The organism is Cyanobium sp. NS01, from assembly GCF_014280235.1.
Lineage (GTDB): Bacteria > Cyanobacteriota > Cyanobacteriia > PCC-6307 > Cyanobiaceae > NIES-981.
Genome location: NZ_CP047940.1, coordinates 1,376,725 through 1,402,717 on the forward strand (window position 1 = coordinate 1,376,725; position 25,993 = coordinate 1,402,717).

At 70.7% G+C, this 25,993-nt stretch carries 25 protein-coding genes; 8 read left to right on the top strand and 17 right to left on the bottom strand.

The window, feature by feature from the left end:
- Position 1 precedes the first annotated feature (1 nt).
- The gene (locus tag CyaNS01_RS07225; RefSeq protein WP_186696504.1) at positions 2-667 is read left to right on the top strand and encodes an HAD family phosphatase; all 666 of its coding nucleotides are present in this window, start codon (positions 2-4) and stop codon (positions 665-667) included.
- A 28-nt stretch (positions 668-695) separates the two neighbouring features.
- Here CyaNS01_RS07225 and sds read toward each other — a convergent pair whose 3' ends face one another.
- Genes sds through CyaNS01_RS07250 form a run of 5 tightly spaced genes read right to left on the bottom strand, consistent with a single transcriptional unit; the run spans position 696 to position 5,247 of the window.
- Complete coding sequence (gene sds, locus CyaNS01_RS07230; protein WP_186696505.1) at positions 696-1,667, bottom strand: solanesyl diphosphate synthase; 972 nt, start codon at positions 1,665-1,667, stop codon at positions 696-698.
- Between the two features lie 23 nt (positions 1,668-1,690).
- Positions 1,691-2,515, bottom strand: a complete 825-nt coding sequence (murI, locus tag CyaNS01_RS07235) for a glutamate racemase (protein ID WP_186696506.1) — start codon at positions 2,513-2,515, stop codon at positions 1,691-1,693.
- A complete protein-coding gene (locus CyaNS01_RS07240; protein WP_186696507.1) occupies positions 2,515-3,618 on the bottom strand; it encodes an N-acetylmuramoyl-L-alanine amidase in 1,104 nt (367 codons plus the stop codon). The genes murI and CyaNS01_RS07240 overlap by 1 nt, the downstream gene beginning before the upstream one ends.
- Positions 3,619-3,630: 12 nt before the next feature.
- Positions 3,631-4,449 carry a carbon-nitrogen hydrolase family protein gene (locus CyaNS01_RS07245; protein WP_186696508.1) on the bottom strand — a complete coding sequence of 273 codons (819 nt, stop codon included), beginning with the start codon at positions 4,447-4,449 and terminating at the stop codon, positions 3,631-3,633.
- A 42-nt stretch (positions 4,450-4,491) separates the two neighbouring features.
- Positions 4,492-5,247: a 2-phosphosulfolactate phosphatase family protein gene (locus tag CyaNS01_RS07250; protein ID WP_186700445.1), complete on the bottom strand. Its 756-nt coding sequence runs from the start codon at positions 5,245-5,247 to the stop codon at positions 4,492-4,494.
- A 144-nt stretch (positions 5,248-5,391) separates the two neighbouring features.
- Between CyaNS01_RS07250 and CyaNS01_RS07255 the strand changes: the two genes are divergently transcribed.
- Genes CyaNS01_RS07255 through glmU form a run of 5 tightly spaced genes read left to right on the top strand, consistent with a single transcriptional unit; the run spans position 5,392 to position 11,055 of the window.
- A complete protein-coding gene (locus CyaNS01_RS07255) occupies positions 5,392-6,978 on the top strand; it encodes a UbiD family decarboxylase (RefSeq protein WP_186696509.1) in 1,587 nt (528 codons plus the stop codon).
- Positions 6,978-7,409, top strand: a complete 432-nt coding sequence (locus CyaNS01_RS07260; RefSeq protein ID WP_186696510.1) for an Rrf2 family transcriptional regulator — start codon at positions 6,978-6,980, stop codon at positions 7,407-7,409. The genes CyaNS01_RS07255 and CyaNS01_RS07260 overlap by 1 nt, the downstream gene beginning before the upstream one ends.
- 43 nt (positions 7,410-7,452) lie before the next feature.
- A complete protein-coding gene (gene aroA / locus CyaNS01_RS07265; protein ID WP_186696511.1) occupies positions 7,453-8,775 on the top strand; it encodes a 3-phosphoshikimate 1-carboxyvinyltransferase in 1,323 nt (440 codons plus the stop codon).
- Positions 8,750-9,676, top strand: coding sequence for an MnmC family methyltransferase (locus CyaNS01_RS07270; RefSeq protein WP_186696512.1), 927 nt, complete (start codon positions 8,750-8,752; stop codon positions 9,674-9,676). Before aroA ends, CyaNS01_RS07270 begins: the two co-directional genes overlap by 26 nt.
- A gap of 26 nt (positions 9,677-9,702) precedes the next feature.
- A complete protein-coding gene (glmU, locus tag CyaNS01_RS07275) occupies positions 9,703-11,055 on the top strand; it encodes a bifunctional UDP-N-acetylglucosamine diphosphorylase/glucosamine-1-phosphate N-acetyltransferase GlmU (protein WP_186696513.1) in 1,353 nt (450 codons plus the stop codon).
- A gap of 25 nt (positions 11,056-11,080) precedes the next feature.
- Here glmU and murF read toward each other — a convergent pair whose 3' ends face one another.
- From murF to menD, 6 genes are read right to left on the bottom strand one after another with little or no spacing between them, the layout of a single operon-like run.
- The gene (murF, locus tag CyaNS01_RS07280) at positions 11,081-12,505 is read right to left on the bottom strand and encodes a UDP-N-acetylmuramoyl-tripeptide--D-alanyl-D-alanine ligase (protein WP_186696514.1); all 1,425 of its coding nucleotides are present in this window, start codon (positions 12,503-12,505) and stop codon (positions 11,081-11,083) included.
- An 8-nt stretch (positions 12,506-12,513) separates the two neighbouring features.
- Positions 12,514-13,308 (bottom strand): hypothetical protein, encoded by a 795-nt coding sequence (locus CyaNS01_RS07285; RefSeq protein WP_186696515.1) that lies wholly within the window; start codon positions 13,306-13,308, stop codon positions 12,514-12,516.
- Positions 13,309-13,339: 31 nt separating this feature from the next.
- On the bottom strand, positions 13,340-14,812 hold the full coding sequence (glgA, locus tag CyaNS01_RS07290; protein WP_186696516.1) for a glycogen synthase GlgA: 1,473 nt from the start codon (positions 14,810-14,812) through the stop codon (positions 13,340-13,342).
- Between the two features lie 42 nt (positions 14,813-14,854).
- Positions 14,855-15,403, bottom strand: a complete 549-nt coding sequence (locus CyaNS01_RS07295) for a L,D-transpeptidase (RefSeq protein ID WP_225875548.1) — start codon at positions 15,401-15,403, stop codon at positions 14,855-14,857.
- A gap of 23 nt (positions 15,404-15,426) precedes the next feature.
- Entirely contained in the window at positions 15,427-16,272 is an 846-nt protein-coding gene (menB, locus tag CyaNS01_RS07300; protein ID WP_186696517.1) for a 1,4-dihydroxy-2-naphthoyl-CoA synthase, read from the bottom strand.
- Positions 16,269-18,032 carry a 2-succinyl-5-enolpyruvyl-6-hydroxy-3-cyclohexene-1-carboxylic-acid synthase gene (gene menD / locus CyaNS01_RS07305; RefSeq protein WP_370561801.1) on the bottom strand — a complete coding sequence of 588 codons (1,764 nt, stop codon included), beginning with the start codon at positions 18,030-18,032 and terminating at the stop codon, positions 16,269-16,271. Before menD ends, menB begins: the two co-directional genes overlap by 4 nt.
- A 95-nt stretch (positions 18,033-18,127) precedes the next feature.
- On the opposite strand from menD, the gene lepB reads away from it, so the two are divergent.
- Together lepB and CyaNS01_RS07315 are read left to right on the top strand one after the other, a co-directional pair.
- Entirely contained in the window at positions 18,128-18,751 is a 624-nt protein-coding gene (gene lepB / locus CyaNS01_RS07310; protein WP_370561475.1) for a signal peptidase I, read from the top strand.
- 31 nt (positions 18,752-18,782) lie between these two features.
- Positions 18,783-19,145 carry a DUF760 domain-containing protein gene (locus tag CyaNS01_RS07315; RefSeq protein WP_186696519.1) on the top strand — a complete coding sequence of 121 codons (363 nt, stop codon included), beginning with the start codon at positions 18,783-18,785 and terminating at the stop codon, positions 19,143-19,145.
- Between the two features lie 30 nt (positions 19,146-19,175).
- Here the strand turns inward: CyaNS01_RS07315 and CyaNS01_RS07320 are convergent, their stop codons facing one another.
- The 6 genes from CyaNS01_RS07320 to CyaNS01_RS07345 form a co-directional block, all read right to left on the bottom strand.
- Positions 19,176-20,369 (bottom strand): DUF4336 domain-containing protein, encoded by a 1,194-nt coding sequence (locus CyaNS01_RS07320; RefSeq protein WP_186696520.1) that lies wholly within the window; start codon positions 20,367-20,369, stop codon positions 19,176-19,178.
- 36 nt (positions 20,370-20,405) lie between these two features.
- The gene (locus CyaNS01_RS07325) at positions 20,406-21,266 is read right to left on the bottom strand and encodes a metal ABC transporter permease (protein ID WP_186696521.1); all 861 of its coding nucleotides are present in this window, start codon (positions 21,264-21,266) and stop codon (positions 20,406-20,408) included.
- A complete protein-coding gene (locus tag CyaNS01_RS07330; RefSeq protein WP_186696522.1) occupies positions 21,263-22,057 on the bottom strand; it encodes a metal ABC transporter ATP-binding protein in 795 nt (264 codons plus the stop codon). The genes CyaNS01_RS07325 and CyaNS01_RS07330 overlap by 4 nt, the downstream gene beginning before the upstream one ends.
- Positions 22,054-22,995: a metal ABC transporter substrate-binding protein gene (locus tag CyaNS01_RS07335; RefSeq protein ID WP_370561476.1), complete on the bottom strand. Its 942-nt coding sequence runs from the start codon at positions 22,993-22,995 to the stop codon at positions 22,054-22,056. Before CyaNS01_RS07335 ends, CyaNS01_RS07330 begins: the two co-directional genes overlap by 4 nt.
- A gap of 260 nt (positions 22,996-23,255) precedes the next feature.
- Positions 23,256-24,332, bottom strand: a complete 1,077-nt coding sequence (gene psbA / locus CyaNS01_RS07340) for a photosystem II q(b) protein (protein ID WP_186696524.1) — start codon at positions 24,330-24,332, stop codon at positions 23,256-23,258.
- A gap of 165 nt (positions 24,333-24,497) precedes the next feature.
- A complete protein-coding gene (locus CyaNS01_RS07345; RefSeq protein ID WP_225875550.1) occupies positions 24,498-25,931 on the bottom strand; it encodes a YcjF family protein in 1,434 nt (477 codons plus the stop codon).
- Between the last annotated feature and the right edge of the window lie 62 nt (positions 25,932-25,993).

Consider the following 25,993-nt stretch of genomic DNA (forward strand, 5'->3'; position numbering starts at 1 on the left):
CATGAACCGTCCCGCGGCCTGCCTGTTCGATCTCGACGGGCTCCTGCTCGACACCGAACCGCTCCATGCCAGGGCCTGGCAGGAGGCCGCCAGCCGCTTCGGCCGACCCCTGAGCCCCGAGGAGCTGAGCAGCCTGCGGGGACGGCGCCGCCTGGACTGCGCCGAGCAGGTGTGCGCCTGGATCAGCGCCAGCCCCAACGCCAGCCCAGCTGCCAAGCCCGCTGTGGCCGAACTGCTGGCCGTGCGCCAGCCGATCGCGGAGGCCCTGCTGGTGCAGGCCCCTCCGATCCAGGGAGCCCCGCAGCTGTTGCAGCGCTGCCGCGAGCGGGCGATCCCGATGGCGCTGGTGACCAGCAGCGCCGAAGCCTCCGTGGCGCTCAAGTGCGCCCCCCACGACTGGCTGGGCGGCATGAAGACCTGCGTCTATGGCGATGACCCCGAGCTCAGCGCCGGCAAACCGGCGCCTGATCCGTTCCTGATGGCAGCGCAACGTCTCGGGGTGCCGAGTTGCGACTGCTGGGCCTTCGAGGACTCCCTTGCCGGCAGCCAGGCGGCCCTGGGGGCCGGCTGCCAGGTGTATGTGCTGCTGCCCGATGGAGCCCTCAGGGAGCACTATCCAGCGGCAGTGCAGTGCCTGCGCTCACTCGAGGACGTGCTGCTCGAGTAGCTCTGCTGGGGGATCAGTGCGCAGGTGATCAGTAGAGCCGGCTGAGCACAAAATCCGGCAGACCTCGCAGGGCACTGCGCGGCTCGGATGGGGCCAGCCAGTCGATCGACTCGGCCGCCTCCCGCGCAAACTGCTCCGCCAGGGCCCGGGAGCGGGGGATGGCCTCGCAGCCCCGCACCAGGTCCAGGGCCTGGTCGAGATCGTCGTCCTCGGAGAACTCGCGCTCGATCAACCCCGCCAGGGCAGGCCGCTCCTGCAGGGCGTAGAGCACCGGTGCCGTGAGGTAGCCGGAGGCGAGATCGCTGGCGGCGGGCTTGCCCAGCTGCTGGTCGCTGCCGGTGAAGTCGAGGATGTCATCCACCACCTGGAAGGCCAGGCCGAGCTGGCGGCCGAACCGGTAGAGATCGTCCAGGTGGCTGGGGGGAAGGGCCGAGAGCACGCCGGCGGCCCGGGCGCTGTTGGCGATCAACGAGGCCGTTTTGCAGTAGCTCTTCTCGAGGTAGCTCTCGAAGCTCTGGGTGGTGTCGTAGCGGAACAGGCCCTGCTTCACCTCGCCATCGGCCAGATCCATGATCACGCGGCTGAGCAGCTTCACCACGTCGAGGTCGTCGAGGTTGGCGAGGTGCCAGCTGGCCTGGGCGAAGAGGAAGTCTCCGGCCAGCACGGCCACGCGGTAGTTGAAGCGGCTGTGCACGGTGTCCACGCCGCGGCGGGTGGCCGCCTCGTCCACCACGTCGTCGTGGACGAGGGAGGCGGTGTGGATCATTTCGGTGATCTCAGCCAGCCTCCGGTGGCGCGGCGTGAGCTCCCCATCCGGAGCCACCGCCCGCGAGAGCAGCAGCACGATGCCCGGCCTCAATCGCTTGCCGCCTGCGGCGAACAGGTGCTCGGCCGCCGCTTGAAGAATGGGATGCCCCGCGCCGATGAGGCTGCGCAGATCCGAGAGCAGGGTGTCGAGATCGGCCTCCACCGGCTGGAGCAGCTCTGCAACCGTTGCCACATCACCTCCGCCGTGCCGAGATCCTAGAAGGCACGTGCTGCCGTCCGCAGGTCCACCCGCTCCACGGCGGGGCGATGACCCAGCCAGTCCTCAGCGCCGGCGGCGAAGGTGTCTGGACAGCCGGTCACGCAGAGGCGGGAACGCTGCTGCAGCGGCAGCACCAGCTCGCTGCGGCGCTCCACCTCCGGCGATTCGCCGAGGCTGCCGAGCAGGGGGCCGAGCCGCTCCACCACCGCCAGGGCCGGATCCACCAGTTCCACCCCCGCCGGCAGCAGTTCGGTGAGCAGGGGCCGCAGCAGGGGGTAGTGGCTGCAGCCCAGCACCACCATGTCCACCTCGGCGGCCAGCAGCGGTGCCAGGTAGGCCTGAGCCACCCGACGCAGGACATCGGAATCGCGGTGGCCAGCCTCGATCAGGCCCACGAACTCCGGGCAGCCCACCTCGGTGACCACGGCCATGGGGCGGCTGGCATGGATGGCCCGGCGGTAGGCACCGCTGGCGGCGGTGGCGGGGGTGGCCAGCACGCCCACCCGATCACTTTTGATCACAGTGGCCACGCTGTCAATCAGCCCGAGCACCGGCACGGCGGCCTCGGAAACGGCCACGTCCAGCGCCAGGGCGTTGCAGGTGTTGCAGGCCATCACCAGCACCCCCACCTCCTCGGCCCGCAGCCACCGCACCACCTCGGCGGCGATCTGCCGGATCTCCTCCGGGCTGCGGCTGCCATAGGGCACCCGGGCCGTGTCCCCCAGGTAGAGACAGCGGGAGTGGGGATGCCGTTCCGTGACCCGGCGCAGCACCGTGAGCCCGCCGACGCCACTGTCGAACAGGCCCACGAGCAGCTCCATCAGCGCCCCCCCAGGAACTGCAGGATGCCCGTGGCCAGCGCCATGGCGAGGCGGCGGCGATGGGAGGGATCGGCCAGGCGCGGCGCGTCGAAGGCCCCGGTGACAAAACCCATCTCCACCAGGGAGGCCGGCATCACGGTGCGGCGGATCACGAAGAAGCGGCCGGCCTTGACGCCCCGATCCGGCGAACCCGGTGACACAGCCATCATCTGGGCCTGCAGCAACCGCGCCAGGCGCAGCGACCGACCTCCGGAGAAATAGAAGGTCTCAACGCCGTTCACATCCGGGCGGGCCATGCTCAGGGCGTTGGCGTGGATGCTCACGAACGCATCGGCACCCACGCGGTTGGCCAGCGCCACCCGCGGCGGCAGGTCCACATCCACTTCCGAGGTGCGGGTCATCACCACGTTCACGCCGCGGGCCTGCAGCAGGCGGGCCACCTGCAGCGACACGTCGAGCACGATGTCGGTTTCGCGCAGGCCGCGGATCCCGACAGCGCCGGGGTCCGGGCCTCCGTGGCCGGGGTCGATCACCACCCGGAAACGGCCGCGGGGCACCACGGGCAGGCCGTCGGCGGAGAGAGGTGTGCTGGCCGTCGGGAAGGCGGGGCCGGGCCTCGAGGCGATCGGGGTGCGGCGGTCCACATCCCCCTCGCCCAGGCCCAGCAGCACCGGCCGGCTCAGACCCTTGAACTCCAGTTTCCAGCGGTCCGAGGCGGTGCCCACCAGGCGCAGGTCCGCAGGGTCGAGCTGGGTGCCCGGTCTGAACTCCACCACGATCCGGGTGGTGGTGGGCGTGGGCTTGCCGATCCGCACCTCGCGCACATCGCCGCTGCCGCGGATCGAGCGGGAGCGGGAAGGAGCCCCCGGCAGATCCACCCACACCCGCGGGCCGCGCAGCCGTGTGCCGTCTTCAAAGAAGGCCTGCAGCCGCACATTGGGGCTGGTGCGCAGCTCCAGGGCACCCTGACGGGTGATCCGCCAGGCGGCCAGGCTCGAGGCTAGGGCCGGCAGGTCGGCGAGCACCAGGGCCACGGCCAGCAGCAGCCGCAGCAGGCCGAGGCGTCGCGGGGACCTGGCGCTGCCGGAGCGCCTCAGTGGCATGGGGGCCGCCACTCAGAACAGGGCCGGACGACGGTGCTGCAGGCTCGGCATCTGAGCCCTGACCCGCTCGCCGTGGCGTGGGTCAACCGGGGCCACCGCCAGACCGGGCGCATCGCCGGCATCGGCCAGCACCGTGCCCCAGGGGTCGATCACCAGGGCATGGCCATGGCTCTGGCGGCGGCCGTAGTGGTGGCCCGTCTGGGCCGGGGCCAGCACGTAGGCGGTGTTTTCGATCGCCCTGGCCTGCAGCAGCACCTGCCAGTGATCCTTGCCGGTGAAGGCCGTGAAGGCGGCGGGCACCATCAGCAGATCGGCGCCGGCCCCGGCCAGGTGGCGGTAGAGCTCAGGAAAGCGCACGTCGTAACAGATGGAGATGCCGATGCGACCCAGCCCCGGCACCGCCACAACCGGGGGCAGCTCGGTGCCGGGACGCACCGTGGCCGACTCGCGGTAGGTGTTGCCGTCCGGGAGGTCCACGTCGAACAGGTGGATCTTGTCGTAGCGGGCCAGCAGCTGGCCCTCGGTGCCCACCAGTTCCGCCCGGTTCAGGGTCTGGCCGTCCCCGGCCGGCACGGGGAAGCCCCCACCCAGCAGGGTCACCTGGTAGCGGCGCGCCATGGTCACCAGAAAGCTGCTGCAGCGCTGCCCCAGGCTGGGGGCCAGCTCCAGACGCAGCTCGTCGTCTCCCATGAAGGCGAAGTTCTCGGGCAGACCCACCAGCTCGGCCCCACGCCGGGCGGCCAGCTCGATCTGTTCCTCGGCGGCGGCGAAGTTGTCGTCCGGGACCGGAGTGCTGGTGAGCTGCACCGCTGCCGCCAGATAACTGCTCACCTGATGCCGAAAAAGAATCGCCGCACTGTAAGGGCCTCCCCCTCAGCCGGCTCTGAGCACCCCAGGCTCGCTCTGGGTGGGCACGATCGTCAGGGTGTCCACGGCGCTGCAGCAGGCGAAATCGGCGTCGTGGTCGCCCAGGGCGATCAGTCGCTTGCCATGGCTGGCGGCCCGCAGGCAGGTTTCAGGGTCGCTGTGCCACTGCTGCCAGAGGGCCAGGGCGGCCAGCATCTCGTCATTGCCCAGGTCCACTCCCCGGTGGGGAGCCACCGCCAGCTCGATGGCGGCTGAGGCCACGGCCCCCGCCGCCAGGCTGTCCTCCAGGGAGTAGTCGCCCTCCCAGCCGCTGCCCACGATCCACACCCGCTCCACGCCCGCTTCCAGCAGCCGTCGCACCACGGCAGTGCGGTTGGGCAGGCAGGCGGTGACCAGCAGGGGCACCGCGCGCACCGCCTGCAGCGAGCGGGTGCCGTTCGTGGTGCTCATGAAGATGCGCTTGCCCCCCACCCGCTCAGCGGTCACCGCCAGGGGTGAGTTGCCCAGGTCGTAGCCCGCCACCCGCTGGCCGCCCCGCTCCCCGGCCCGCAGGCTCTGCGCTGGGGGCCAGGCGGCGGCGGCCCGGTCCAGGGCCTCCAGATCGGCGAAGGCCTCGATCGCCTCGGCGCCGTTCTGCAGCGACCAGGCGATGGTGGTGGTGGCCCGCAGCACATCGATCACCACGGCGGCCTCGGGCCCGCCCTCGGCCGCGGCGACCACGGGTGGCACGCACTCGGATGTGGGGTAGTAGGAGATCTGCACGAAGGCGGCAACGCTGGCGGCCTCAGCGTAGGGAGCGTGCCCCACGAGGCTCAGGCCGCAGCGGCGGGAGTGGCTGCGGCACAGTGCATCAGGCGGCGCGTCCTGGCGTGCCGCGGCTCGATGTCACCGAATTCCCTCTCCGCGATGACCGCCACCGAGGCTGCCCCCGTCACCCGTCGCCGCAACCGCCGGGATCTGCGCGGTTTCCTGGAGCTGCTGGAGAGCCGCCAGCAGCTGCGGCGCATCCAGGCCCCGGTGGACCCGGACCTGGAGCTGGCGGCGATCTCCGATCGGGTGCTGAGCTGCGGCGGGCCTGCCCTGCTGTTCGAGAACGTGCTGGGCTCCTCGATGCCGGTGGCCATCAACCTGCTCGGCACCCAGGAGCGGGTGCTGTGGAGCATGGGCATGGAGCGGCCCGAAGAGCTGGAGGCCCTGGGCGAGCGCCTGGCCCTGCTGCAGCAACCCAGGCCGCCCAAGGGCCTGCGCGAGGCCACCCGCTTCGGCGGGGTGCTCTGGGACGTGGTGAAGGCCCGCCCCGACCTCGACCTGCTGCCCCCCTGCCAGCAGCAGGTGTTCCGGGGCGAGGACGTGAACCTCGATGCCATCCCGATGCTGCGCCCCTGGCCGGGCGATGCCGGCCGGATCATCACCCTGGGCCTGGTGATCACCAAGGACCCCGAGACCGGCACCCCCAACGTGGGCGTCTACCGGCTGCAGCAGCAGTCGATCAACACCATGACCGTGCACTGGCTGAGCGTGCGCGGCGGTGCCCGCCACCTGCGCAAGGCGGCGGCCCTGGGCAGGAAGCTGGAGATCGCCATCGCCATCGGCGTGCACCCCCTGTTGGTGATGGCGGCGGCCACACCGATCCCGGTGCAGCTCAGCGAGTGGCTGTTCGCGGGCATCTACGCCGGCGAAGGCGTGCGGCTGGCCAAATGCAAGACGGTGAACCTCGAAGTGCCCAGCCACAGCGAAGTGGTGCTGGAGGGCACGATCACCCCCGGCGAGGCGTTGGCCGATGGCCCCTTCGGGGATCACATGGGCTTCTACGGCGGCGAGGAGCCCTCGCCGCTGGTGCGCTTCCAGTGCGTCACCCAGCGCCGCCAGCCGATCTACTTCACCACCTTCAGCGGCCGTCCCCCCAAGGAGGACGCCATTCTGGCCATCGCCCTGAACCGCATCTACACGCCGATCCTGCGGCAGCAGATCCCGGAGATCGTGGATTTCTTCCTGCCGATGGAGGGCCTCAGCTACAAGCTGGCTGTGATCGCCATCGACAAGGCCTTCCCCGGCCAGGCGAAGCGGGCGGCGATGGCCTTCTGGACGGCCCTGCCCCAGTTCACCTACACGAAGTTCGTGGTGGTGGTGGACAAGGCGATCAACATCCGCGATCCCCGCCAGGTGATCTGGGCCATCAGCGCCCTGGTGGATCCCCAGCGGGATCTGTTCGTGCTGGGCGACACGCCCTTCGACAGCCTCGACTTCGCCAGCGAGCGGCTGGGCCTGGGCGGCCGCCTGGCCATCGATGCCACCACCAAGGTGGGCCCGGAGAAGCGCCACCCCTGGGGCGAGCCCCTGCAGCGCCCCGCCGAGCTGGAGGCCCGCCTCGACGGCCGCTGGCAGGAGCTGGGGCTGGGGGATGTGGGCAGCCAGCAGGCGGACCCCGCCCTGTTCGGCTACACCCTCGAACACGTGCTGGAGCGACTCAGCCAGGCCGGCCTGGGCGGCTGATGCTGAGCAAGGGCAGCACCGATGCCCTGCGGGCCCTGCTGGAACTGGCTGAGGCCCCGGAGCGCTGGCGCTCCACCAGGGAGCTGGCCGAGGCCCAGCAGCTGGCCGAGCCGATGCTGGAGCAGCTGCTGCTGAGGCTGCGCCGGGCCGGCCTGCTGCAGGCGCGGCGCGGCCGCCTGGGGGGCTACCGCCTGGCCCGACCACCCCATCAGATCGGCGTGCAGGAGGTGATCGCCGCCGTGCAGGGACCCTCCAGCGCCCCTGCCGAGAGCGGTGGCTCCGCCGCCGACCAGGTGACCCGGGCCCTGGAGGCCCGGCTGCAGCGGGCCGTGACCCGGGCGCTGCTGGAGCTGAGCCTGGAGGAGCTGCTGTTCGATCTGCGCAGTGCCGAGGCCTGCCGCGACGGCGAGGCCGGTCTGCTGCTGGGCTGAGCAGGCGCGCTCCATAGGATCGCCACAACGCGAAGCCGCCGCCTTGGTCCAGCTCTCCAGAAGTACGCCGCTCCCCCTGCCGGCCGGAGGCCGCCTGCGCGGCAGCGTGCGGGTGCCGGGGGACAAGTCGATCTCGCACCGGGCCCTGCTGTTCGGCGCCATCGCCGGCGGTGAGACCCGCATCGAGGGCCTGCTGCCGGCCGAAGACCCGCTCAGCACGGCGGCGTGCCTGCGGGCCATGGGTGTGGAGGTGTCACCGATCGCCGCGGGCCAGCTGGTGCGGGTGCAGGGGGTGGGGCTCGATGGGCTGCAGGAGCCGGGCGAGGTGCTCGAGTGCGGCAACTCCGGCACCACCATGCGGCTGATGCTGGGCCTGCTGGCCGGCCGGCAGGGGCGCCACTTCGTGCTCAACGGCGATGGCTCCCTGCGGGGCAGGCCAATGCGGCGCGTGGGCGACCCCCTGACCGCGATGGGGGCCTCGATCCACGGCCGCAGCGGCGGCAACTTCGCGCCCCTGGCCGTGCTGGGCCGCCCGCTCCAGGGCAGCACCCTGCACACCCCGGTGGCCTCGGCCCAGGTGAAGAGCGCCATCCTGCTGGCGGCGCTCACGGCCAGGGGCGACACCACGGTGATCGAACCGGCCCAGAGCCGCGACCACAGCGAGCGCATGCTGCGGGCCTTCGGGGCCGATCTGGAGGTGGGCGGGGAGGCGCGCACCTGCGTCACCGTGCGGCCGGGAGCCAGCCTGACGGGGCAGCACGTGGTGGTGCCAGGCGACATCAGCTCGGCGGCCTTCTGGCTGGTGGCCGCTGCCGTGATCCCCGGTGCCGAGCTCACGGTGGAGAACGTGGGCCTCAACCCCAGCCGCACCGGCATCCTGGACGTGCTGGAGCAGATGGGGGCCCGGCTGGAGGTGCTGCAGCGGCGCACTGTGGCCGGGGAACCGGTGGGGGATCTGCGGGTGAGCCATGGTCCACTGCAGGCCTTTGACATCGGCGGCGACCTGGTGCCGCGGCTGGTGGATGAAATTCCGGTGCTGGCGGTGGCCGCCTGCTGCGCCGAGGGCATCAGCCGCATCCGCGATGCCGCCGAGCTGCGGGTGAAGGAGACCGACCGGCTGGCCGTGATGACCCGTCAGCTGGGGGTGATGGGGGCCCGCATCGAGGCCTTTGACGACGGCCTGGCGATCACGGGCGGTGTGCCGCTGCACGGGGCCGAGCTCGACAGCGAGACCGACCACCGGGTGGCCATGAGCCTGGCGGTGGCCAGCCGACTCGCCAGCGGCGACAGCCTGCTGCACCGGCCCGAGGCGGCGGCCGTGTCCTACCCCGGCTTCTGGGATGACCTGCAACGCCTCAGCGCTTAGGCCAGCGGCCGGGGCCGACGGCAGCTTCAGCCTGCACAGCGGTGCGTTCGGTGAGGGCTTCCACAGCCCGGCGGGTGCCCGCTGGGAGGCGGACCACACCTACCTGGGGCCGGCCGAGCTGCAGCGCTACGCGGCCGGCGCCGAGCTGCGGGTGCTCGATGTGGGGGTGGGGCTGGGCTACAACAGCGCCGTTCTGCTGGAAGCCGCGGCGGAGCGGGGCCTGACGCTGCGCTGGTGGGGACTGGAGCAGGACCTGCGGCCGCTGCAGCTGGCCCTGGCCGATCCAGGCTTCTGTGCCCAGTGGCGGCCCTCCACCCTCCAGCAGCTGGGCCAGGTGTTGCGGGGTGAGGCCGGCTGGTCCGGGCGGATCCTCTGGGGCGATGCCCGCCAGCAGCTGGCGGGCCTGGAGCCCTGGCTGCGGGGCCGCTGTGATCTGGTGCTGCTCGACCCCTTCTCTCCCCGGCACTGCCCCCAGCTCTGGAGCCAGGACTTCCTGGGAAGGCTGGCCCGCCTGCTGGCCCCAGGCGGCAGGCTGCTCACCTACTGCTCAGCGGCAGCCGTGAGGGGCAGTCTGCGGGACGCCGGCCTTGAGCTCGCTGCACTCCAGGCCCCCGCAGGGACTCCAGGCCTGCGGCCCCGCTGGAGTGGGGGCACGGCGGCAAGCCCCCGGCCCCTGGCCCCGAGCACCCTGCTTCGCCCCCTCAGCGCCATGGAGGAGGAGCACCTGCTCACCAGGGCAGGTGAGCCCTACCGCGACCCCTCCGCTCGGGCCGGCGCCACGGAGATCCAGGCCAGCAGGCTGCAGATGCAGGCCCAGGCCGGCCGCAGCAGCACGGGGGCCTGGCGCCGCCGCTGGGTCCTGGACCATCCCCGCCGCAACGGCGTGGTTGGGCCCACGTAGATTCCCGCCAGCCGTTGCTTATGCCCATGCTCGCCGTTGCCGTGCTGGCCGCTGGGAAGGGCACACGGATGAAGAGCGAGCTGCCCAAGGTGCTGCAGCCGCTGGCCGGGGCCACGCTGGTGGAGCGGGTGCTGGGCAGCTGCCGGCACCTGGCCCCCGACAGGCAGCTGTTGATCGTGGGTCACCAGGCCGAACGGGTGGAGGCCTCGCTGGCGGCGCTGGAAGGCCTCGAGTTCGTGTTGCAGCAGCCCCAGAACGGCACCGGCCATGCGGTGCAGCAACTGCTGGAGCCCCTGCAGGGGTTCAGCGGCGACCTGCTGGTGCTGAACGGGGATGTGCCCCTGCTGCGGCCGGAGACTCTGGAGGCGCTGCTGGAGCAGCACCGCAGCAGGGGCGCCGGCGTGACCCTGCTCACGGCCCGGCTGGACGACCCCAGTGGCTACGGCCGGGTGATGGCCGATGCCTCCGGGCGGGTGAGCGCCATCGTCGAGCATCGCGACTGCAGCCCCGAGCAGCGCCTCAATCCCCTGATCAACGCCGGCATCTACTGCTTCAACTGGGCCCAGCTGGCGGCGGTGCTGCCCAGGCTCAGCAGCGACAACGACCAGGGCGAGCTCTACCTCACCGACACCGTGGCGATGCTGGAGTCGGCCACGCACCTGGAGGTGGCCGACGCGGCCGAGATCAACGGCATCAACGACCGGATCCAGCTGGCCCAGTGCGAGGCGGTGCTGCAGGAGCGGCTGCGGCGCCACTGGATGGCGGAGGGGGTGAGCTTCGTGGATCCTTCCAGCTGCACCCTCAGCGAGGGCAGCCGCTTCGGGCGGGATGTGGTGGTGGAGCCCCAGTGCCATTTCCGCGGCCACACCGAAGTTGGCTCGGGCTGCCGGATCGGCCCAGGCTGCCTGCTGGAGAACGCCCGCCTCGGGGCTGGGGTGGAGGTGCTCTACAGCGTGGTGCGCGACGCGGTGGTGGGGGCCGGCTGCTCGATCGGCCCCTACGCCCAGGTGCGGCCGGGCTCGAACCTCGGGGAGCGCTGCCACCTGGGCAACTTCGTGGAGGTCAAGAACAGCAGCCTGGCCAGCCACGTGAAGGTGAACCACCTCAGCTACATCGGCGACGCCGACCTGGGTGCCGGGGTGAATGTGGGGGCCGGCACGATCACCGCCAACTACGACGGCGTGCGCAAGCACCGCACCGTGATCGGCGCGGGCAGCAAGACCGGCGCCAACTCGGTGCTGGTGGCGCCGATCCAGCTGGGCGAGAACGTGACCGTGGGCGCCGGCTCCACCCTCACCCGCAACGTGCCCTCCGGCGCCCTGGCGCTGGGTCGCGCCCGCCAGCTGGTGAAGGAGAACTGGGCTGGCCCCCAGGGCTGAACACGAAGGCTCAGGCGGCGAAGGCTCAGCTGCTCTCCGGCTCCAGCAGCAGGGGGAACGCCCGCTCCAGGGCCACCCCGCGGCTGGCCTTGAACAGCACGGTGTCGCCAGGAGCCAGCCAGCCGCGCAATTCGGCGGCCGCCGCCTCCGGGCTGCTCACCCTGGCCAGCCGGCCCAGGCCATGGGCCGCCGCCTCCATCGCAGCCCCCTCCTGGCCGCCATCCACAATCAGCAGACCCTCCAACCCCAGGTCCAACGCCCGCTGGGCCACCTGGCGGTGCAGGCTGAGGCTCTGCTCGCCGAGCTCCAGCATGGTGCCCAGCACCGCGAAGCGGCGACCGCTGCTGTGGCGGGCGAGCAGCTCCAGGGAGGCCAGCACGGCCTCGGGCGAGGCGTTGTAGGTCTCATCGAGAAGCACCACGCCGCCCCGTTCCAGGCGCCGGCTGCGGCCACCAGGCAGGTCCACCTCCAGGTGGCCTAGGCGATCAGGGCCCACCCCCTGCTCGCGGGCCACGGCCAGGGCCAGCATCAGGTTGCGGGCATGGTGGCGGCCCTCGAGGGGCAGCCTCAGCCGATGGCCATCGAGCCACAGCAGGCCCTCCGCTTCATCCAGCTCGCCCACCCAGTCGGCCTTGGCCTCGAAACCCTCTCCGGCCAGGGCGACGCGCACCACCCGCCCCGCCCAGCTGCTGGCCAGGGCCGCATCCAGCAGAGGGTCACCGGCCGGAATCACCATCAGGCCGCCCGGGCGCAGGCCAGAGGCGATCTCACACTTGGCCTGGCCGATCGCTTCGCGGCTTCCCAACCGGCCGATGTGGGCCGTGCCGATGTTGGTGATCACCGCCACATCGGGCTCGGCGCAGCGGCTGAGCCGATCGATCTCCCCCAGCCCGCGCATGCCCATCTCCACCACCACCGCCCGGTGCTCGGAGGTGGCCTGCAGCAGGGTGAGCGGAACGCCGATGTCGTTGTTGTTGTTGCCGCTGGCGGCCAGCACCGGACCCAGGCGGGCGAGCGCCGCCCGGATCAGCTCGCGGGTGCCGGTCTTGCCGGCGGAGCCGGTCACGGCCACCACCGGGGCCTTCAGCTGCCGGCGCCAGTGCCGCGCCAGCTGCTGGTAGGCCGCCAGGCTGTCGGGCACCACCCAGAGCTGGCAGCTGCGCTCGGCGGCGGCCTGCTCCAGGGCAGCGAGGGCTTCAGAAGTGAGGCGGTCGCGTTGCACCACGACAGCCCGGCTGCCGGCCTCGATGGCCTGCTGAACGAAGGCATGGCCATCGTGGCGCTCGCCCACCAGGGCCAGGAACAGGCCACCGGGCTCGAGCCGGCGGCTGTCAGTGCTCACGGCACTGAGGACCGTTTCGGAATCCAGCCGGCTGCCCGGATGGCCAGCCCCTGCCCCACCCGGAGGTTCAGCCCAGATCGCATCCAGCTCGGCGAGGCGCAGGGCCATGGTGCAGCTCAGGGCGCAGAAAGCAGGATCATGCCTGAACCCACCCGGGCCGATCGGGCCAGCAGCCGGCCCTCCGGATCCCGCAGCTCCAGGGCGTCGTAGTCCAGCTGCCGGCTCAGCAGCAGCCAGCGATCGGCCAGCTGCTGCTGCTCTGCGGCCGCCAGCTCCGGCCAAGCCGGCCCGAGCAGAAGCTGCAGCAGGGGCAGACGGGCGGCCACGGCCGGCTCCAGTTTGAGCACGAGATCCTCCCGCCCCGGGATCGCCGCCTGAAAGGCCTCCAGCAGAGGATCCTCCACGGCAAGGGGGGCGCTTTCGGGCGCTTCAGGCTCAGGGGACTGGCTGAGGCCGCCCGGAGGCGGCACGGAAGGCGCTGGCGACGTAGAGGAGGGGAGGGATGGGGGCAGCGGCTCGGGCTGCGGGGAACCGTCCGGGGACGCAGCCCCATCCCCAGCAGTGTCCAGGCCCTCCACCACGACGGTGGGCTCGGCCGGGGCGATCGCGGCGGGTCGCGACCAGGGCAGCGCCGGCATCAGGAGAGCAGCCAGGGCCAGCAGGCTGCCCAGGGCCGCCGCCAGCACCAGGGGCCAGAACCAGGCCGCCCAGGAGGCGGGCCAGAAGCCCGGGCGCGGCAGCTGACCCTCCCGATTGAGCCTCGCCAGCTCCTGCAACCGCAGGCGCGTGCTGGCCGCCACAGCCCGCAGATCGCGGCGCAGCAACCGCCACGGGTCGAGATAGGGAGCCGGCAGGGCCGACGCGGCATCAACGCGGCCGGGGCCGTCGCCCTCAGGACTGGACCCGGCCACAGGCACTGCCCCCAGCAGATGCGGATCTCACTCAGCGGCGGCGCAGCAGGGCCGCCAGCCCCTTGCGGCTGGGGTCGGCATCCTGACCCTGGGAGAAGCGCTCCACCTCGGCGGCCTCGGGCGTGGGCTCCTTGATGCCACACACGTCCCGGTACATGGCCTCGTAGGCGAGGGCTGAGCTGGCCCAGCTGAGGTCCATGCCCATGCCGCGGCGCTGCAGCTGCTGCCAGCTGTCCTGGTGCCGGTAGGCCTCCCAGGAGCGCACGATCGCGGTGTAGAAGTCGATCGGCTCGAAGCGGTCGAAGCCATAGCCCGTGCCCGTGCCGGCCAGGGGGTCGTTGGGGGGCACGGTGTCCACCAGACCCCCCACCATCCTCACCACGGGCACCGAGCCGTAGCGCATCGCCAGCATCTGGCTGATGCCGCAGGGTTCAAAGCGGCTGGGCATCAGGAAGGCATCAGTGCCGGCATAGATCAACCGCGCCAGGGCGTCGTCGTAGGTGAGGAACACCGAGAAGCGGCCGGGATGGCGGGCCGCCATCTGCCACAGGCCCGATTCGATGTTGCGATCCCCCGTGCCCAGCACCACGATCTGGCTGTCGGTGTAGGCGAGCACCCGATCAGCCACCTGCAGCAGCAGATCCACCCCCTTCTGGTCCACCAGCCGGCTCACCACTCCCATCAGGTAGGAGCGCGGACTCGGCGTCAGGCCGAAGTGTTTCTGCAGGGCCTGTTTGTTCTCGGCCCGGGGGGTCAGGTCGGCGGCACTGAAGCGGGCCGGCAGGGTGGGATCGGTGGCGGGGTTCCAGTCCTCGGTGTCGATGCCGTTGAGGATGCCGCGCAGCTTGCCGCTGATGAAATTGAGCAGGCCGTCCAAGGCCTCGCCGTACTGCGGCGTGCGGATCTCCTTGGCGTAGGTGGGGGACACCGCATTGACGCGGTCGGCATAGAGCAGCGCCGCCGCCATCGTGTGGTCCCCCTGCATGTACCAGGGGCACCAGGTCATGCCGTCCAGCTTCCAGCGCCAGGGGCCCTGATAGCGGAGGTTGTGGATGGTGAACACCGTGCTGACTTCCGGGTCCTGATGCATCCACACCGGCAGCATGCCGGTGTGCCAGTCGTGGCAGTGCAGCACCTGGGGCTTCCAGTGGTGCCAGCAGAATTCGGCTGTGGCACTGGCGAAAAAGGTGAAGCGCCAGTCCTCATCGTCGCCGCCGTAGATGCGCTCGGCATCGAACACCGGGTGGCCCACCAGATAGAGCGGCAGACCGTTGCTGGGATGGTGCGCCTCGAACACCGCGAAGTCGTTGCCCATGGTGTGACCGCGCCACACCGGTTCAGCGGCAATCTGCAGGCGCGACCACAGGCGGCCATAGCCCGGGAGGATGATCCGCACGTCGTGGCCGAGGGCGGCCAGGGCCGGCGGCAGCGAACCCACCACATCCCCCATGCCCCCCACCTTGACCAGCGGGGCGCATTCAGCAGCTGCAAACAGAACCCGCATGCAGATCGGCCCAGGGAGGGCGCAACTTTAGGGGGGGTCCCGTCAGGGCAGCACGGTGACGGGGGTGCCCAGGCTGACCAGCTCGTAGAGCTCCCTGGCATGCTCATCGAGCAGCCGCACACAGCCGTGGGAGACGGCCTGGCCGACACTGTCGCGGTTGGGGGTGCCGTGGAAGCCGGAGCTCACGCAGCCCTCCACCACCAGGTACTCGCGGCCATTGAAGCCGCTGCGGCCCAGGCAGTCGCGGTGAAAGCCGATCCAACGGCTGCCCAGGGGATTGGCAGGTCCAGGCGGCACCCGCTGGCCTGTGGCGGGATGCTCCCAGATCGGATCCTTCACCAGCTCGATCACCTCAAAGCGGCCCACCGGCGTCTCCCAGCCGGGGCGGCCCACCGCCACGGGAAAGCGGCGCACTTCCCGACCACCGGCCATCACCCGCACATGGCGCCGGCGCCGATCGAGCACCAGCTCCCGTTGCGGCCTGGAGTCCTCAGATACCGCCTGGGCGGCCTGCTGAGCGGCCATGCCCCCTGCCGGCTGCAGGGAGGCCAGCAGAGCGCCGGCAAGGGCAGACAGGGCCAGACGGCGCAAGGGCCTGGGCAGGCGACATGAACTCACGGTAGCCAGGCGGAGCCGGAGAAGTCCGGCGGGCGCTTCTCCAGGAAGGCATCACGCCCCTCCTGGGCCTCGGCGGTTCGGTAGAAGAGGTGGGTGGCCTGACCGGCCAGCTCCTGGAGCCCGGCCATGCCGTCGGTTTCGGCATTGAAGGCGGCCTTGAGACAGCGGATGGCGGTGGGGCTGTGCTGCAGCACCTCCCGGGCCCAGGCCAGCCCCTCAGCCTCCAGCTGCTCCAACGGCACCACCGCATTCACCAGCCCCATGGCCAGGGCCTGCTCGGCGCCGTACTGGCGGCACAGGAACCAGATCTCGCGGGCCTTGCGCTGGCCCACCACCCGGGCGAGGTAGGAGGCCCCGAAACCGCCGTCAAAGCTGCCCACCCGCGGGCCGGTCTGGCCGAAGCGGGCGTTCTCGGCGGCGATCGAGAGGTCGCAGAGCAGGTGCAGCACCTGGCCGCCGCCGATGGCATAGCCCGCCACCAGGGCGATCACCACCTTCGGCAGGCTGCGGATCAGCCGCTGCAGGTCGAGCACGTTGAGCCGGGGCAGGCCCTGCTCATCCACGTAACCGCCATCACCGCGCACGCTCTGGTCGCCGCCGGCGCAGAAGGCCCAGCCCCCATCGGCCGCAGGGCCGGCGCCGGTGAACAGCACCACGCCGATGCGGGGGTTGTCGCGCACCCTGGCAAAGGCATCGCAGAGCTCCTGCACGGTGAGGGGCCGGAAGGCATTGCGCTTGTGGGGCCGGTCGATGCTGATGCGGGCGATGCCCTCGTCGCAGAGCTCAAAGCGGATGTCCTGGTAGCGACCGGCCTCTTGCCAGCTCACGGGAACGGCGGTCATGGGGGCGGGGCCGGGACGCTGGCCATTCTGCGCAGGGCCTGCCGCGCGGCGGCGTCGCGGCGGCGGTCGCTGCAGAGCCGCAGCAGGGCCAGCGGTTGCTCCAGGGCCCAGCTCAGGGCGAGGGGCAGTTCGGCGGCGGCGGCCACCTCCCGGCCGGGCACGCCGTGGGCTGCGGCCAGGGCGAGGGGGTCCACGGCCTGGGGCATGGCGAACAGCCGCTCGAAATCCAGGGGCGCCGGTTGCTGCGGACGGATCGCCAGCTGCTCGAAGATGCCGCCGCCGCCGTTGTCGATCAACACCACCGTGAGCCGCCCGCCCAGCTGGCGCCGCCACAGCCAGCCGTTGCTGTCGTGCAGCAGGGCCAGATCGCCGCAGAGCAGCACCGCCGCGCCAACGGCCTCCGCCACGCCGCAGGCCAGCGACAGGGTGCCGTCGATGCCGGAGGCGCCGCGGAAGGCATACACCTCCCGGAAGGGAGCGGCGGCGGCGGCAAAGCTGTCCCAATCGCGCACGGGGGAGCTGTTGGCGATCACCAGCGGCAGGGAGGGCGGCAACAGCAGGCTCAGCTGGCGCGCCAGGGCCGGCTCGCCCCAGGCCGGTGCGGCCAGGGCCGTGTCGAGCCCGGCCTGCAGCTGCCGCTCCAGGACGTGCCAGCGGCGGGCAAGGGCCAAGCTGGCGGACCCCGGGGCTCCGCAGCACGCCTCAGGGGGCAGCTGGGCGATCCAGGCGGCCAGCCCTGCCGGCCACTGGCCCGAGGCCGTGCCGAGCGGATCGAGGTGGCGCGGCTCGCCTTCGGTGATCAGCAACTGCCGGCCGCCACAGCAACGCAGCAGCTGCTGCAGCCGCCGACTCGCCGGCAGGGGACCGAGCCGCAGCACCTGGGGGGCCAGCAGGGCGGCAGGCACGGGGTCTGGCAGCAGATCCGCCACCGTCACCAGCTCCAGGCCCGGCCAACCCCGCAGACCGCTGAGGCCATCGGCCAGCACGGGCCAGCCGCTGCGCCGCTGCCAGGCCGCCACGGCCTCGCGGTAGGCCGGGCCGTGCTGGGGCAGTCCCCGCCAGGGCCCGGCCACCACCAGCCCGGGCTGGTCGGGCTCCAGACCACCGCTGCCGATCGCTGGAACGCCCAGGGGCCGGGTCCAGGTCTGGTTCCCGGCCCCGGCTGAGCCAGGCTCGGGCCCGGCGCCCGTGTCCCGAGCCCGCTGCGCCGCCTCAAGCCGGGTCGCCAAGGCCCTGGTGCTCTCCAGGGCCGGCCCATCCCCGTGCAGGGGTTCCTCGATGGGCAGGTTCAGATGCACCGGCCCGGGAGGCCTCCCCGGGCAGACCGTCGTGGCGGCCAGCGCCTGGGTCGCCAGCTGCTCGAGCTCCCCGGCCGCCATCGCCGCCAGCCCCTCGGCGTGCCCCTGCAGCAGCAGGCGCACGCTGGCCATCAGAAACTGCTCCTGGTTCACGGCCTGGTTGGCACCACAGCCCTTGAGGCGCTGCGGACGGTCGGCGCTGATCAGCAGCAGCGGGATCGCGCCGAGATCGGCCTCCACACAGGCGGGCAGCAGGTTGGCCACCGCCGTGCCGGAGGTGGTGATCACGGCGGCGGCGTGCCCCGAGGCGCGGCCATGGCCCAGGGCGAAAAAGGCCGCCGAGCGCTCATCCAGCGCGGTGCGCAGCCGCAGGCTCTGACCCTCCAGCAGACCGGCGGCCACCGCGAGCGGGCCGGAGCGGCTGCCGGGGCAGACCACCACCAGCTCCAGCCCAGCCGCCATCAGCGCCTGCAGCAGGCGAACGGAGGCCTCCAGATTGCGGCGAGCCAGGTCCACGCTCTCAGGAGCAGGATGGGTGCACCATCCTTGCCACCGGCTTGTCCCCCTCCCCATCTGAGCCCGAAGCCAGCCTGGCGCCGGCCACGACGCAGCAGAGGCTGCGCCGCCAGCTGCTGCCTCTGCTGCTCTGGGTCGCCGTGGCCTTGCTGCTGCGCTGGGCCGTGGTGGAGCCGCGCTGGATTCCCTCCGGTTCGATGCTGCCCACCCTGGAGTTGGGCGACAGGGTGCTGGTGGAGAAGGTGCGCACCCGCCTGCACCGGCCCCTGCCCGTGGGTTCCGTGGTGGTGTTCCACCCCCCCGCCGTGCTGGTGGCGGCGGGCTATGCCCCGGAGGCCGCCCTGATCAAACGGGTCGTGGCCAGGGCTGGGGATCAGGTGGAGGTGCGTCAGGGCAGGCTCTGGCGCAACGGCGAGGCCGTTCAGACCGACTGGGCCGCCGAACCGATGGACTACAGCTTCGGACCCGTGCTGGTGCCGCCCCAGCAGCTGCTGGTGCTGGGGGACAACCGCAACGCCAGCCTCGATTCCCACCTCTGGGGCCCCCTGCCGGAGGACCAGCTGGTCGGGGCGGCGGTGTGGCGCTACTGGCCCCTGCAGCGCTTCGGTGCGATTCGGTTTTCCCGAACAGCCGATGATCTCGGCTTGTCACAAGGACTGGGTTAAGGTTCCGTGGTGATGCGGAGCACACCGGAAGATGTTCAACCCGGAGTTCCTGACCACGGACAATGAAGCCATCAGTGGCAATTCGCTGATCCAGTACCTCCAGGAACAGTCTCCGGATGTGTTGCAGCGGGTGGCGCGCTCGGCCAGCGGCGACATCCAGGACATCATTCGCCACAACGTGCAGGGTCTGCTCGGCATGCTGCCGGGCGAGCACTTCGAGGTAAAGATCCAGACCAACCGCGACAACCTGGCCGGCCTGCTGGCCTCGGCCATGATGACCGGCTATTTCCTGCGCCAGATGGAGCAGCGCATGGAGCTGGACTCCAGCCTGCTCTCCAGCGATGGCGACGATTCCGACTCCTGCGACGCCGACCCCGGCGAACTGAGGCTCTGAAGCAGGCATCCGCGGGGCCCAACGGGTCCTTCAGCAGCCCGGTTGCTCGGGAACCACGCCCCAGCGCAGCAGGGCCCCATCCACGCTGGCCAGAAACGTCCAGCTGGATTCAGCCGGAGCCCAGGGACGGGCCTCCAGGGCCGTGGCCAGCGCCTCAAGGCCGGCGCCGTCACAGGGCACGGGCGCCTCGTAGTGGGCCGGGATCAACTGGCGCACCCCCTCCAGGGCGGCCAGACGGCGGATCCAGGCCAGCAGCGCCGGCCGGCAGCGCGGAAACACCAGCCGCTCCAGCACCGGAGCCACCTGCAGCTGCAGGCCACCGGAGGGCACCAGGGAGGCAAACTCCTCCTCCCAGCCCGGCAGCCACTGAAAGGGATACAGCCCGAAGTAGGCCTTTGACCGCCGCAGCCCCGGTGCCATGGCATAGCGCAGCTGCTCCAGCAGGCCAGGCACCTGGAGCCGCTCGGGCCTGAGGTAGGAGGCAAACAGCACCAGCCGCTGCCAGCCCCGCTGGCGCCGCTCGGCGCTGTCGTGCAGGGGCTCGTCGCCGCGGTCGCGGGCATGGAACAGCAGGGGGGTGGGGTCGGCCTCGAACAGGGCGGGGGGCTGGGGGCCGATCGCCACCAGGGCATCGGTCACCAGCAGGCTGCCGCTGCTGCGGTGCAGGCAGGCCACCTCCATGAACGTGCCCAGCCCCAGGTCCAGCGGGCCCAGGGCCACCCAGTCGAGCTCCTGGGGGAAGGGCACCCCCTGCTCCAGCAGCACCCGCGTGCGCTCCCGGGGGAAGCCCAGCCAGCCCAGGGGCAACGGCAGCGGGAAGCTCCACTGGCGCGGACTGATCCACACCTGGGCGGCGGGGAAGGCCCGGGCCAGGGCCGGCAGGGGCAGCTTGTGCTCCAGCCCTGAACTGGTGGGCAACACGATGCTCAGCACAGGCCCGTAGCGCTGCTCCAGCTGCTCCAGGGCCCGGCGCAGTTCCCGGGTGGGCGGCAGGGCGCCGTAGAGCAGCAACCCGCCGGCCAGCCGCAGCACCGTCATGCGAATCGGCACGGCCACGTAGAGCAGCCCCTGCAGCTGCTCGAAGCTCCACACCTGATCGGGGATCAGCTCCCGCACCAGGGTGCGGCGGCGGCCGTAGGGGTAGAGCGGCAACAGGGGCCACCAGGGCCAGCGCTGATCGCCGCGGGCGGGGTGAGGCTGGGGGACGGCAGGGGGAGGTGGCACTGGCGCGGACGAAGGGGGTTGCCGTGACCGGCTGGCTCAGGTCTGTTGCTGCCTGAAGATGCCGTGTCGAGGGGCAAAGAAGAAGGCCAGCAGGAACAGGAACGTCTGCACCAGAACGATGCATCCGGCCGTGGAACTGTCGCTCCAGTAGCTCACATACACCCCTCCCACGCTGGAGAACACGCTGCTGGCCACTGCCAGCAGGGTCATGCGATCGAAGCGGTCAGTGAGCAGGTAGGCCGTGGCCCCGGGGGTGACCAGCATCGCCACCACCAGGATGATGCCCACGGTCTGCAGGCCCGCCACCGCCGCCAGCGACAACACCGAGAGCAGCAGGTAATGCAGCAGCCCGGTGTTGATGCCGATCGAGCGGGCGTGGGTGGGATCGAAGCAGAACAGCATCAGATCGCGGCGCAGCACCAGCAACACCGCCAGCACGATGGCGCAGATCACCAGGGTGTCGGTGATGTCGCCGGCAGAGATGCCAAGCACATTGCCGAACAGGATGTGGGTGAGGTCGATGTTGCTGCGGATCTTCGAGATCAGCACCAGGCCCAGGGCAAAGAAGCCTGTGAACACCAGGCCGATCACTGTGTCTTCCTTCACCCGCGACTTCTGCTTCACGAAGCCGATCACGGCCACCGAGCCCACCCCGAACACGAAGGCTCCCACCGAGAACGGCAGGCCCAGGGCGTAGGCCACCACCACGCCGGGCATCACCGCGTGGGACACGGCATCCCCCATCAGCGCCCAGCCCTTGAGCGTCATGTAACACGACAGCAGGCCACACACACCCCCCACCAGGGCACTCACCAGCAGGGCCCGCACCATGAAGCCATGGCTGATCGGCTCGAGCAGCCAGGTGAGCGGCAGGCCCGTTGCCAGGGAGGCCGTCATCGCTCGTTCTCGCGGGAGGGGGTGGGGCCCATCAGCAGATTGGGCGGCAGGCCCCCGAAGGTGAGCGAGAGGTTCTCCGGGGTGAACACCTCGGAGGTCTCGCCGTAGGCCAGCACCGTCTTGTTGATCAGCACCACCCGGTCGCAGAAGTTGCGCACGTGGCTGAGGTCGTGGGTGGAGATCAGGATCGAGCGCTGCTCCTTGCGGAACTGCATGAACAGATCGGCCATCAGCTTCTCCGTGCGCACGTCCACGCCATTGAAGGGTTCATCCAGCAGCAGCACCGAGGCGTCCTGGGCAATGGCCCTGGCCAGGAAGGCCCGCTTGCGCTGGCCACCCGAGAGGGAGCCAATCGGCCGATCGCGCAGCTCCAGCAGCTCGACGCGCTCCAGGGCATGGCGCACGGCGGCCCGGTCCGAAGCACGGGCCAGCCGCAGCAGGTTCATCGAGCCGTAACGTCCCATCATCACCACATCCCACACCGACACGGGGAAGGCACAGTCGACGCCATCGCTCTGGGGCACGTAGGCCACCGCTTGCTGGCGCTGGGCCTGGTGCACCGGCAGACCATTGATGCGGATGTAGCCCCTGGAGGGCCTCAGAAACCCCATCAAGGCCTTGAACAGGGTGGTCTTGCCGGCACCGTTCATGCCCACCAGGCCGCAGATGCAGCCGGCCTCCAGCCGCAGGCTGGCGTCGTGCAGGGCCATGGTGCCGTTGTAGTCAACGCAGACCTGGTCGGCCTCGATCCGCAGCCGCTCGGCGCCCAGCGGTGGTCGGGCTGCCCTCATGGGGTCACTCCGTTGCTCTGAGGGGTGCCCAGACCCCGCTGGATCAGACCCACATTGTGGCGCTGCATGGCGAGCAGAGTGGGAGCCGGCCCATCGGGCGTGGAGAGCGAGTCCACGTAGAAGGTGCCGCCAAAGGTGGCACCGGCGGCCCTGGCCACCTCCCGCTGGGAGGCGTCGCTCACGGTGCTCTCGCAGAACACCGCGGGCACCTGACGGTCGCGGACGGTGTCGATCAGGCGGGCCATCCGCTTGGGGGTGACCTGACTCTCGGCGTTCACCGGCCAGAGATAGGCCTCAGTGAGGCCGTAGTCGTGAGCCAGATAGGTGAACGCGCCCTCGCAGGTGGCCAGCACTCGCCGCGATTCCGGAATCGTGGCCAGGGAGGCACGCAACTCCTGATCCAGCTGGGCCAGCTGTTGCTTGTAGGCCTCACCATTGGCCTGGAAGCTGGCGGCGCCCTCGGGGTCCAACCGGCTGAAGGCGCTCACGATGTTGTCGATGTAGCGCTTGGCCTTCCGGGGCGACATCCAGGCGTGGGGATTGGGCTTGCCGGCGTAGGCATCCTCGGCGATGGGCAGGGGTGCGATCCCCTCGGTGAGGGTGGCCACGGGCACGTTGCCGGCCGCCGCGGTGAACCTGCGGGACCAGAGCTCCAGGTTGAGGCCGTTCTCCAGGATCAGGTCGGCCCGGCTGGCGCGCTCGACGTCACTGGGGGTGGGTTCGTAGCCATGGATCTCCGAGCCCAGCTTGGTGATCGAGTCCACCTGCAGGCGATCACCGGCCACCTGGCGGGCCATGTCCGCCAGCACCGTGAAGGTGGTGAGCACCACCGGGCGGTCGTCCGCGGGGTCCTGGCGCGCTTCGGGGCTGGGGGCGTCGCAGGCGGCCAGCAGCAGGGAAGCCAGCGCCGCCGCCAGGGGGCGCCCAAAGCCACTCAACGCCTTCAGGGGGCCGCAGGCAGGAGCCGGTCGTGGGTCCATGCCCCAGCGTGGTCTTTCGTTAGGGACTATACAAAACACGGCCCTGGCCCCTGCGGTGGCCCCGGAGCGCGCAACGCTCTGCAACATGACGGCCCTGGTTGTCAGTGCTTGGGCGGAGGCGACGGCAGACGCCCAAGAAAAACCCCTGCCGAAGCAGGGGAGGGGACAGCGGCCGCCTGGTGACGGCGCACTGGGGCTGGATCAGCAGGGTGGCTGGATCAGCCGATCGCCGGAGCCGTGAGCGCCACGGGGATGGACTCCACCGCAGCCAGATCCAGGGGGAAGTTGTGGGCGTTGCGCTCGTGCATCACCTCCATGCCGAGGTTGGCGCGGGTGATCACATCGGCCCAGGTGGGCACCACCTTGCCCTGGGCGTCCAGGATCGACTGGTTGAAGTTGAAGCCGTTCAGGTTGAAGGCCATCGTGCTCACCCCGAGGCTGGTGAACCAGATGCCCACCACCGGCCACACCGCCAGGAAGAAGTGCAGGCTGCGGCTGTTGTTGAAGCTGGCGTACTGGAAGATAAGGCGACCGAAGTAACCGTGGGCAGCCACGATGTTGTAGGTCTCTTCCTCCTGGCCGAACTTGTAGCCGTAGTTCTGGCTCTCGCTCTCGGTGGTTTCACGCACCAGCGAGGAGGTGACCAGCGAGCCGTGCATGGCGGAGAACAGCGAGCCACCGAACACACCGGCCACACCCAGCATGTGGAACGGATGCATCAGTATGTTGTGCTCGGCCTGGAACACCAGCATGAAGTTGAAGGTGCCGCTGATGCCGAGGGGCATGGCATCAGAAAATGAGCCCTGACCGAAGGGATAGATCAGGAACACGGCAAAGGCAGCCGAGAGCGGAGCGCTGTAGGCCACGCAGATCCAGGGCCGCATGCCGAGGCGGTAGCTGAGCTCCCACTGACGGCCCATGTAGGCCGAGATGCCGATCAGGAAGTGGAACACAACCAGCTGGTAGGGACCGCCGTTGTAGAGCCACTCGTCGAGGCTGGCGGCTTCCCAGATGGGATAGAAGTGCAGGCCGATGGCATTGCTGGAGGGCACAACAGCACCGGAGATGATGTTGTTGCCATACAGGAAAGAGCCGGCTACGGGCTCACGGATCCCGTCAATGTCAACGGGGGGAGCGGCGATGAACGCCACAATGAAGCAGATGGTGGCCGCCAGAAGGCAGGGAATCATCAGCACGCCGAACCAACCGACATAGATGCGGTTGTTGGTGGAGGTGATCCACTGGCAGAAGCTTTCCCAGCTTGTTGCGCGGCCGCTGCGTACAGCAGTGGTCATGGCAGGAGGACCCAGAAGGGTCGGGTATGGAGGAACAGGACGGGCTTCTTGATCAGAAGCTCTTCAAAACCCTACGCAGAACGCCCTGAAGGAACCCCGAATCTCAACAAACGTGGGAATGCTTCGTATAACTTAATTGCGGCTGCAACAAAGGCTTCACATGATTCAGGCCGAAGCGGAGCTGGCCTGCCGCGCTCGCCACCACTGCTGACCCTGCTGCAGGAAGCCGCTCCAGTCGAGTTTTTCCGCCTCGGCCGCCCGGGCGACCAGCAGCGGCGCTTCCCGTTTGATGCGCTGCAGGTCCGGTTCCGTCACCCCCGCTGAGAGGGCGAGCATGTCGGCCATGGCCCGGCCCACCACCCGGGTGAGGTAGGCGGCGCTGAGGGCCTGAATGGCGCCGCCCACCAACCAGGTGGCGCCATGCAGCTTGATCAGCGAAGCCAGCATCTGGGTGCTCCACTCCACCACCCCCAGGGCCAGGGAGGCGCGGCCGAGCTCGAGCGCGGCCGCGCGCAGCTGCTCCGCCGTCCAGGGACACTGCCAAAGCCTGGCCATCTCCTGCAGCATCAGGCCGTTGGCCACCGCCAGCACCACCAGATCCAGAGAGGGCAGCGGTGCCGCCACCACGCCAGCGGCAACCAGCCACTGGGTGCGTTGCTGCAAGCTGATGAAGCGCAGGCGCCGCAGCGCTTCCAGCTCCACCTGCCAGCGGTCGTGCAGGGTGCGCAGCCCCCGCAGCTGGCGGTCATGGCGCAGGGCCGCAGCCCGCCGTCCGAGCTGGGAGGCCAGGGGCGCCAGCAGCCGCTGCAGCGACGTCGCCTGGGGAGACCAGAATAGAAGATTGTGGGCTGGTCCCAGGGGCAGCTGGGCCTTCAGCTCCTCGGCCAGGGCGGCGGGCTCGCAGCCGTCGTCGTGCTCCACCAGCAGCCAGGTGGGCAGGCCCGGCGGCAGGGCCTCAATCCAGCGCAGGTCTGCAGCCCCCAGGGGCATCCGCAGCCAGTAGATGAGGGCGTCGGCCGATGCCAGGGGCTCAGGCCAGGTCCAGCTGTCACTCCAGCTGGGCAGGGGGCGCGACCACTGCAGCGTCAGGGGCGCGGAGCCGCGCAGGGCCTGGGCCAGCAGGGGTTGGCGCTCCTGGGGGCACTCCAGGGTGGCAGCCACTCCCAGGGTGAGACCGGAACGCTCAAGCAGGGCCCGCTGGCTCTCCAGGGCCAGGGCACGCCGATGGGCGCGGCGATCGGCAGCACGCTGCAGATCAGCTGAAGGCCTTGTTGACGGCGTGGGGCTCGCCTCAGCCAACGCCAGAGGCGCAGTCAGCTGGGGAGCCTCTGTTCTGAAGGGAAACCGCTGGCCCCCAGGGTCCTCCAGCTGTCGAAACTGCTCCTGCATGGCCTCCAGCCGCTTCAGCCAGCCCGCCACATCGCCGGGATCGACCACCGCCAGAGGGGCGGGCCGGCGCAGAAGCCACCACCCGGCGGCCAGTACCGCCACCCCGGTGCCGGCGGAAACCACAGGAACGCTGGAGAGGTGAGCCACCCCATCCAGCACCACGCCCCCCGTCACGACGGCGGCGCCCAGCGGCCACCAGCGGCGCCCCAAGCTGGACAGCAGGGTCGCAGGCGGCCAGCTGCTCTGGGCTGCCCGGTTCGCGGCCGCTGTGT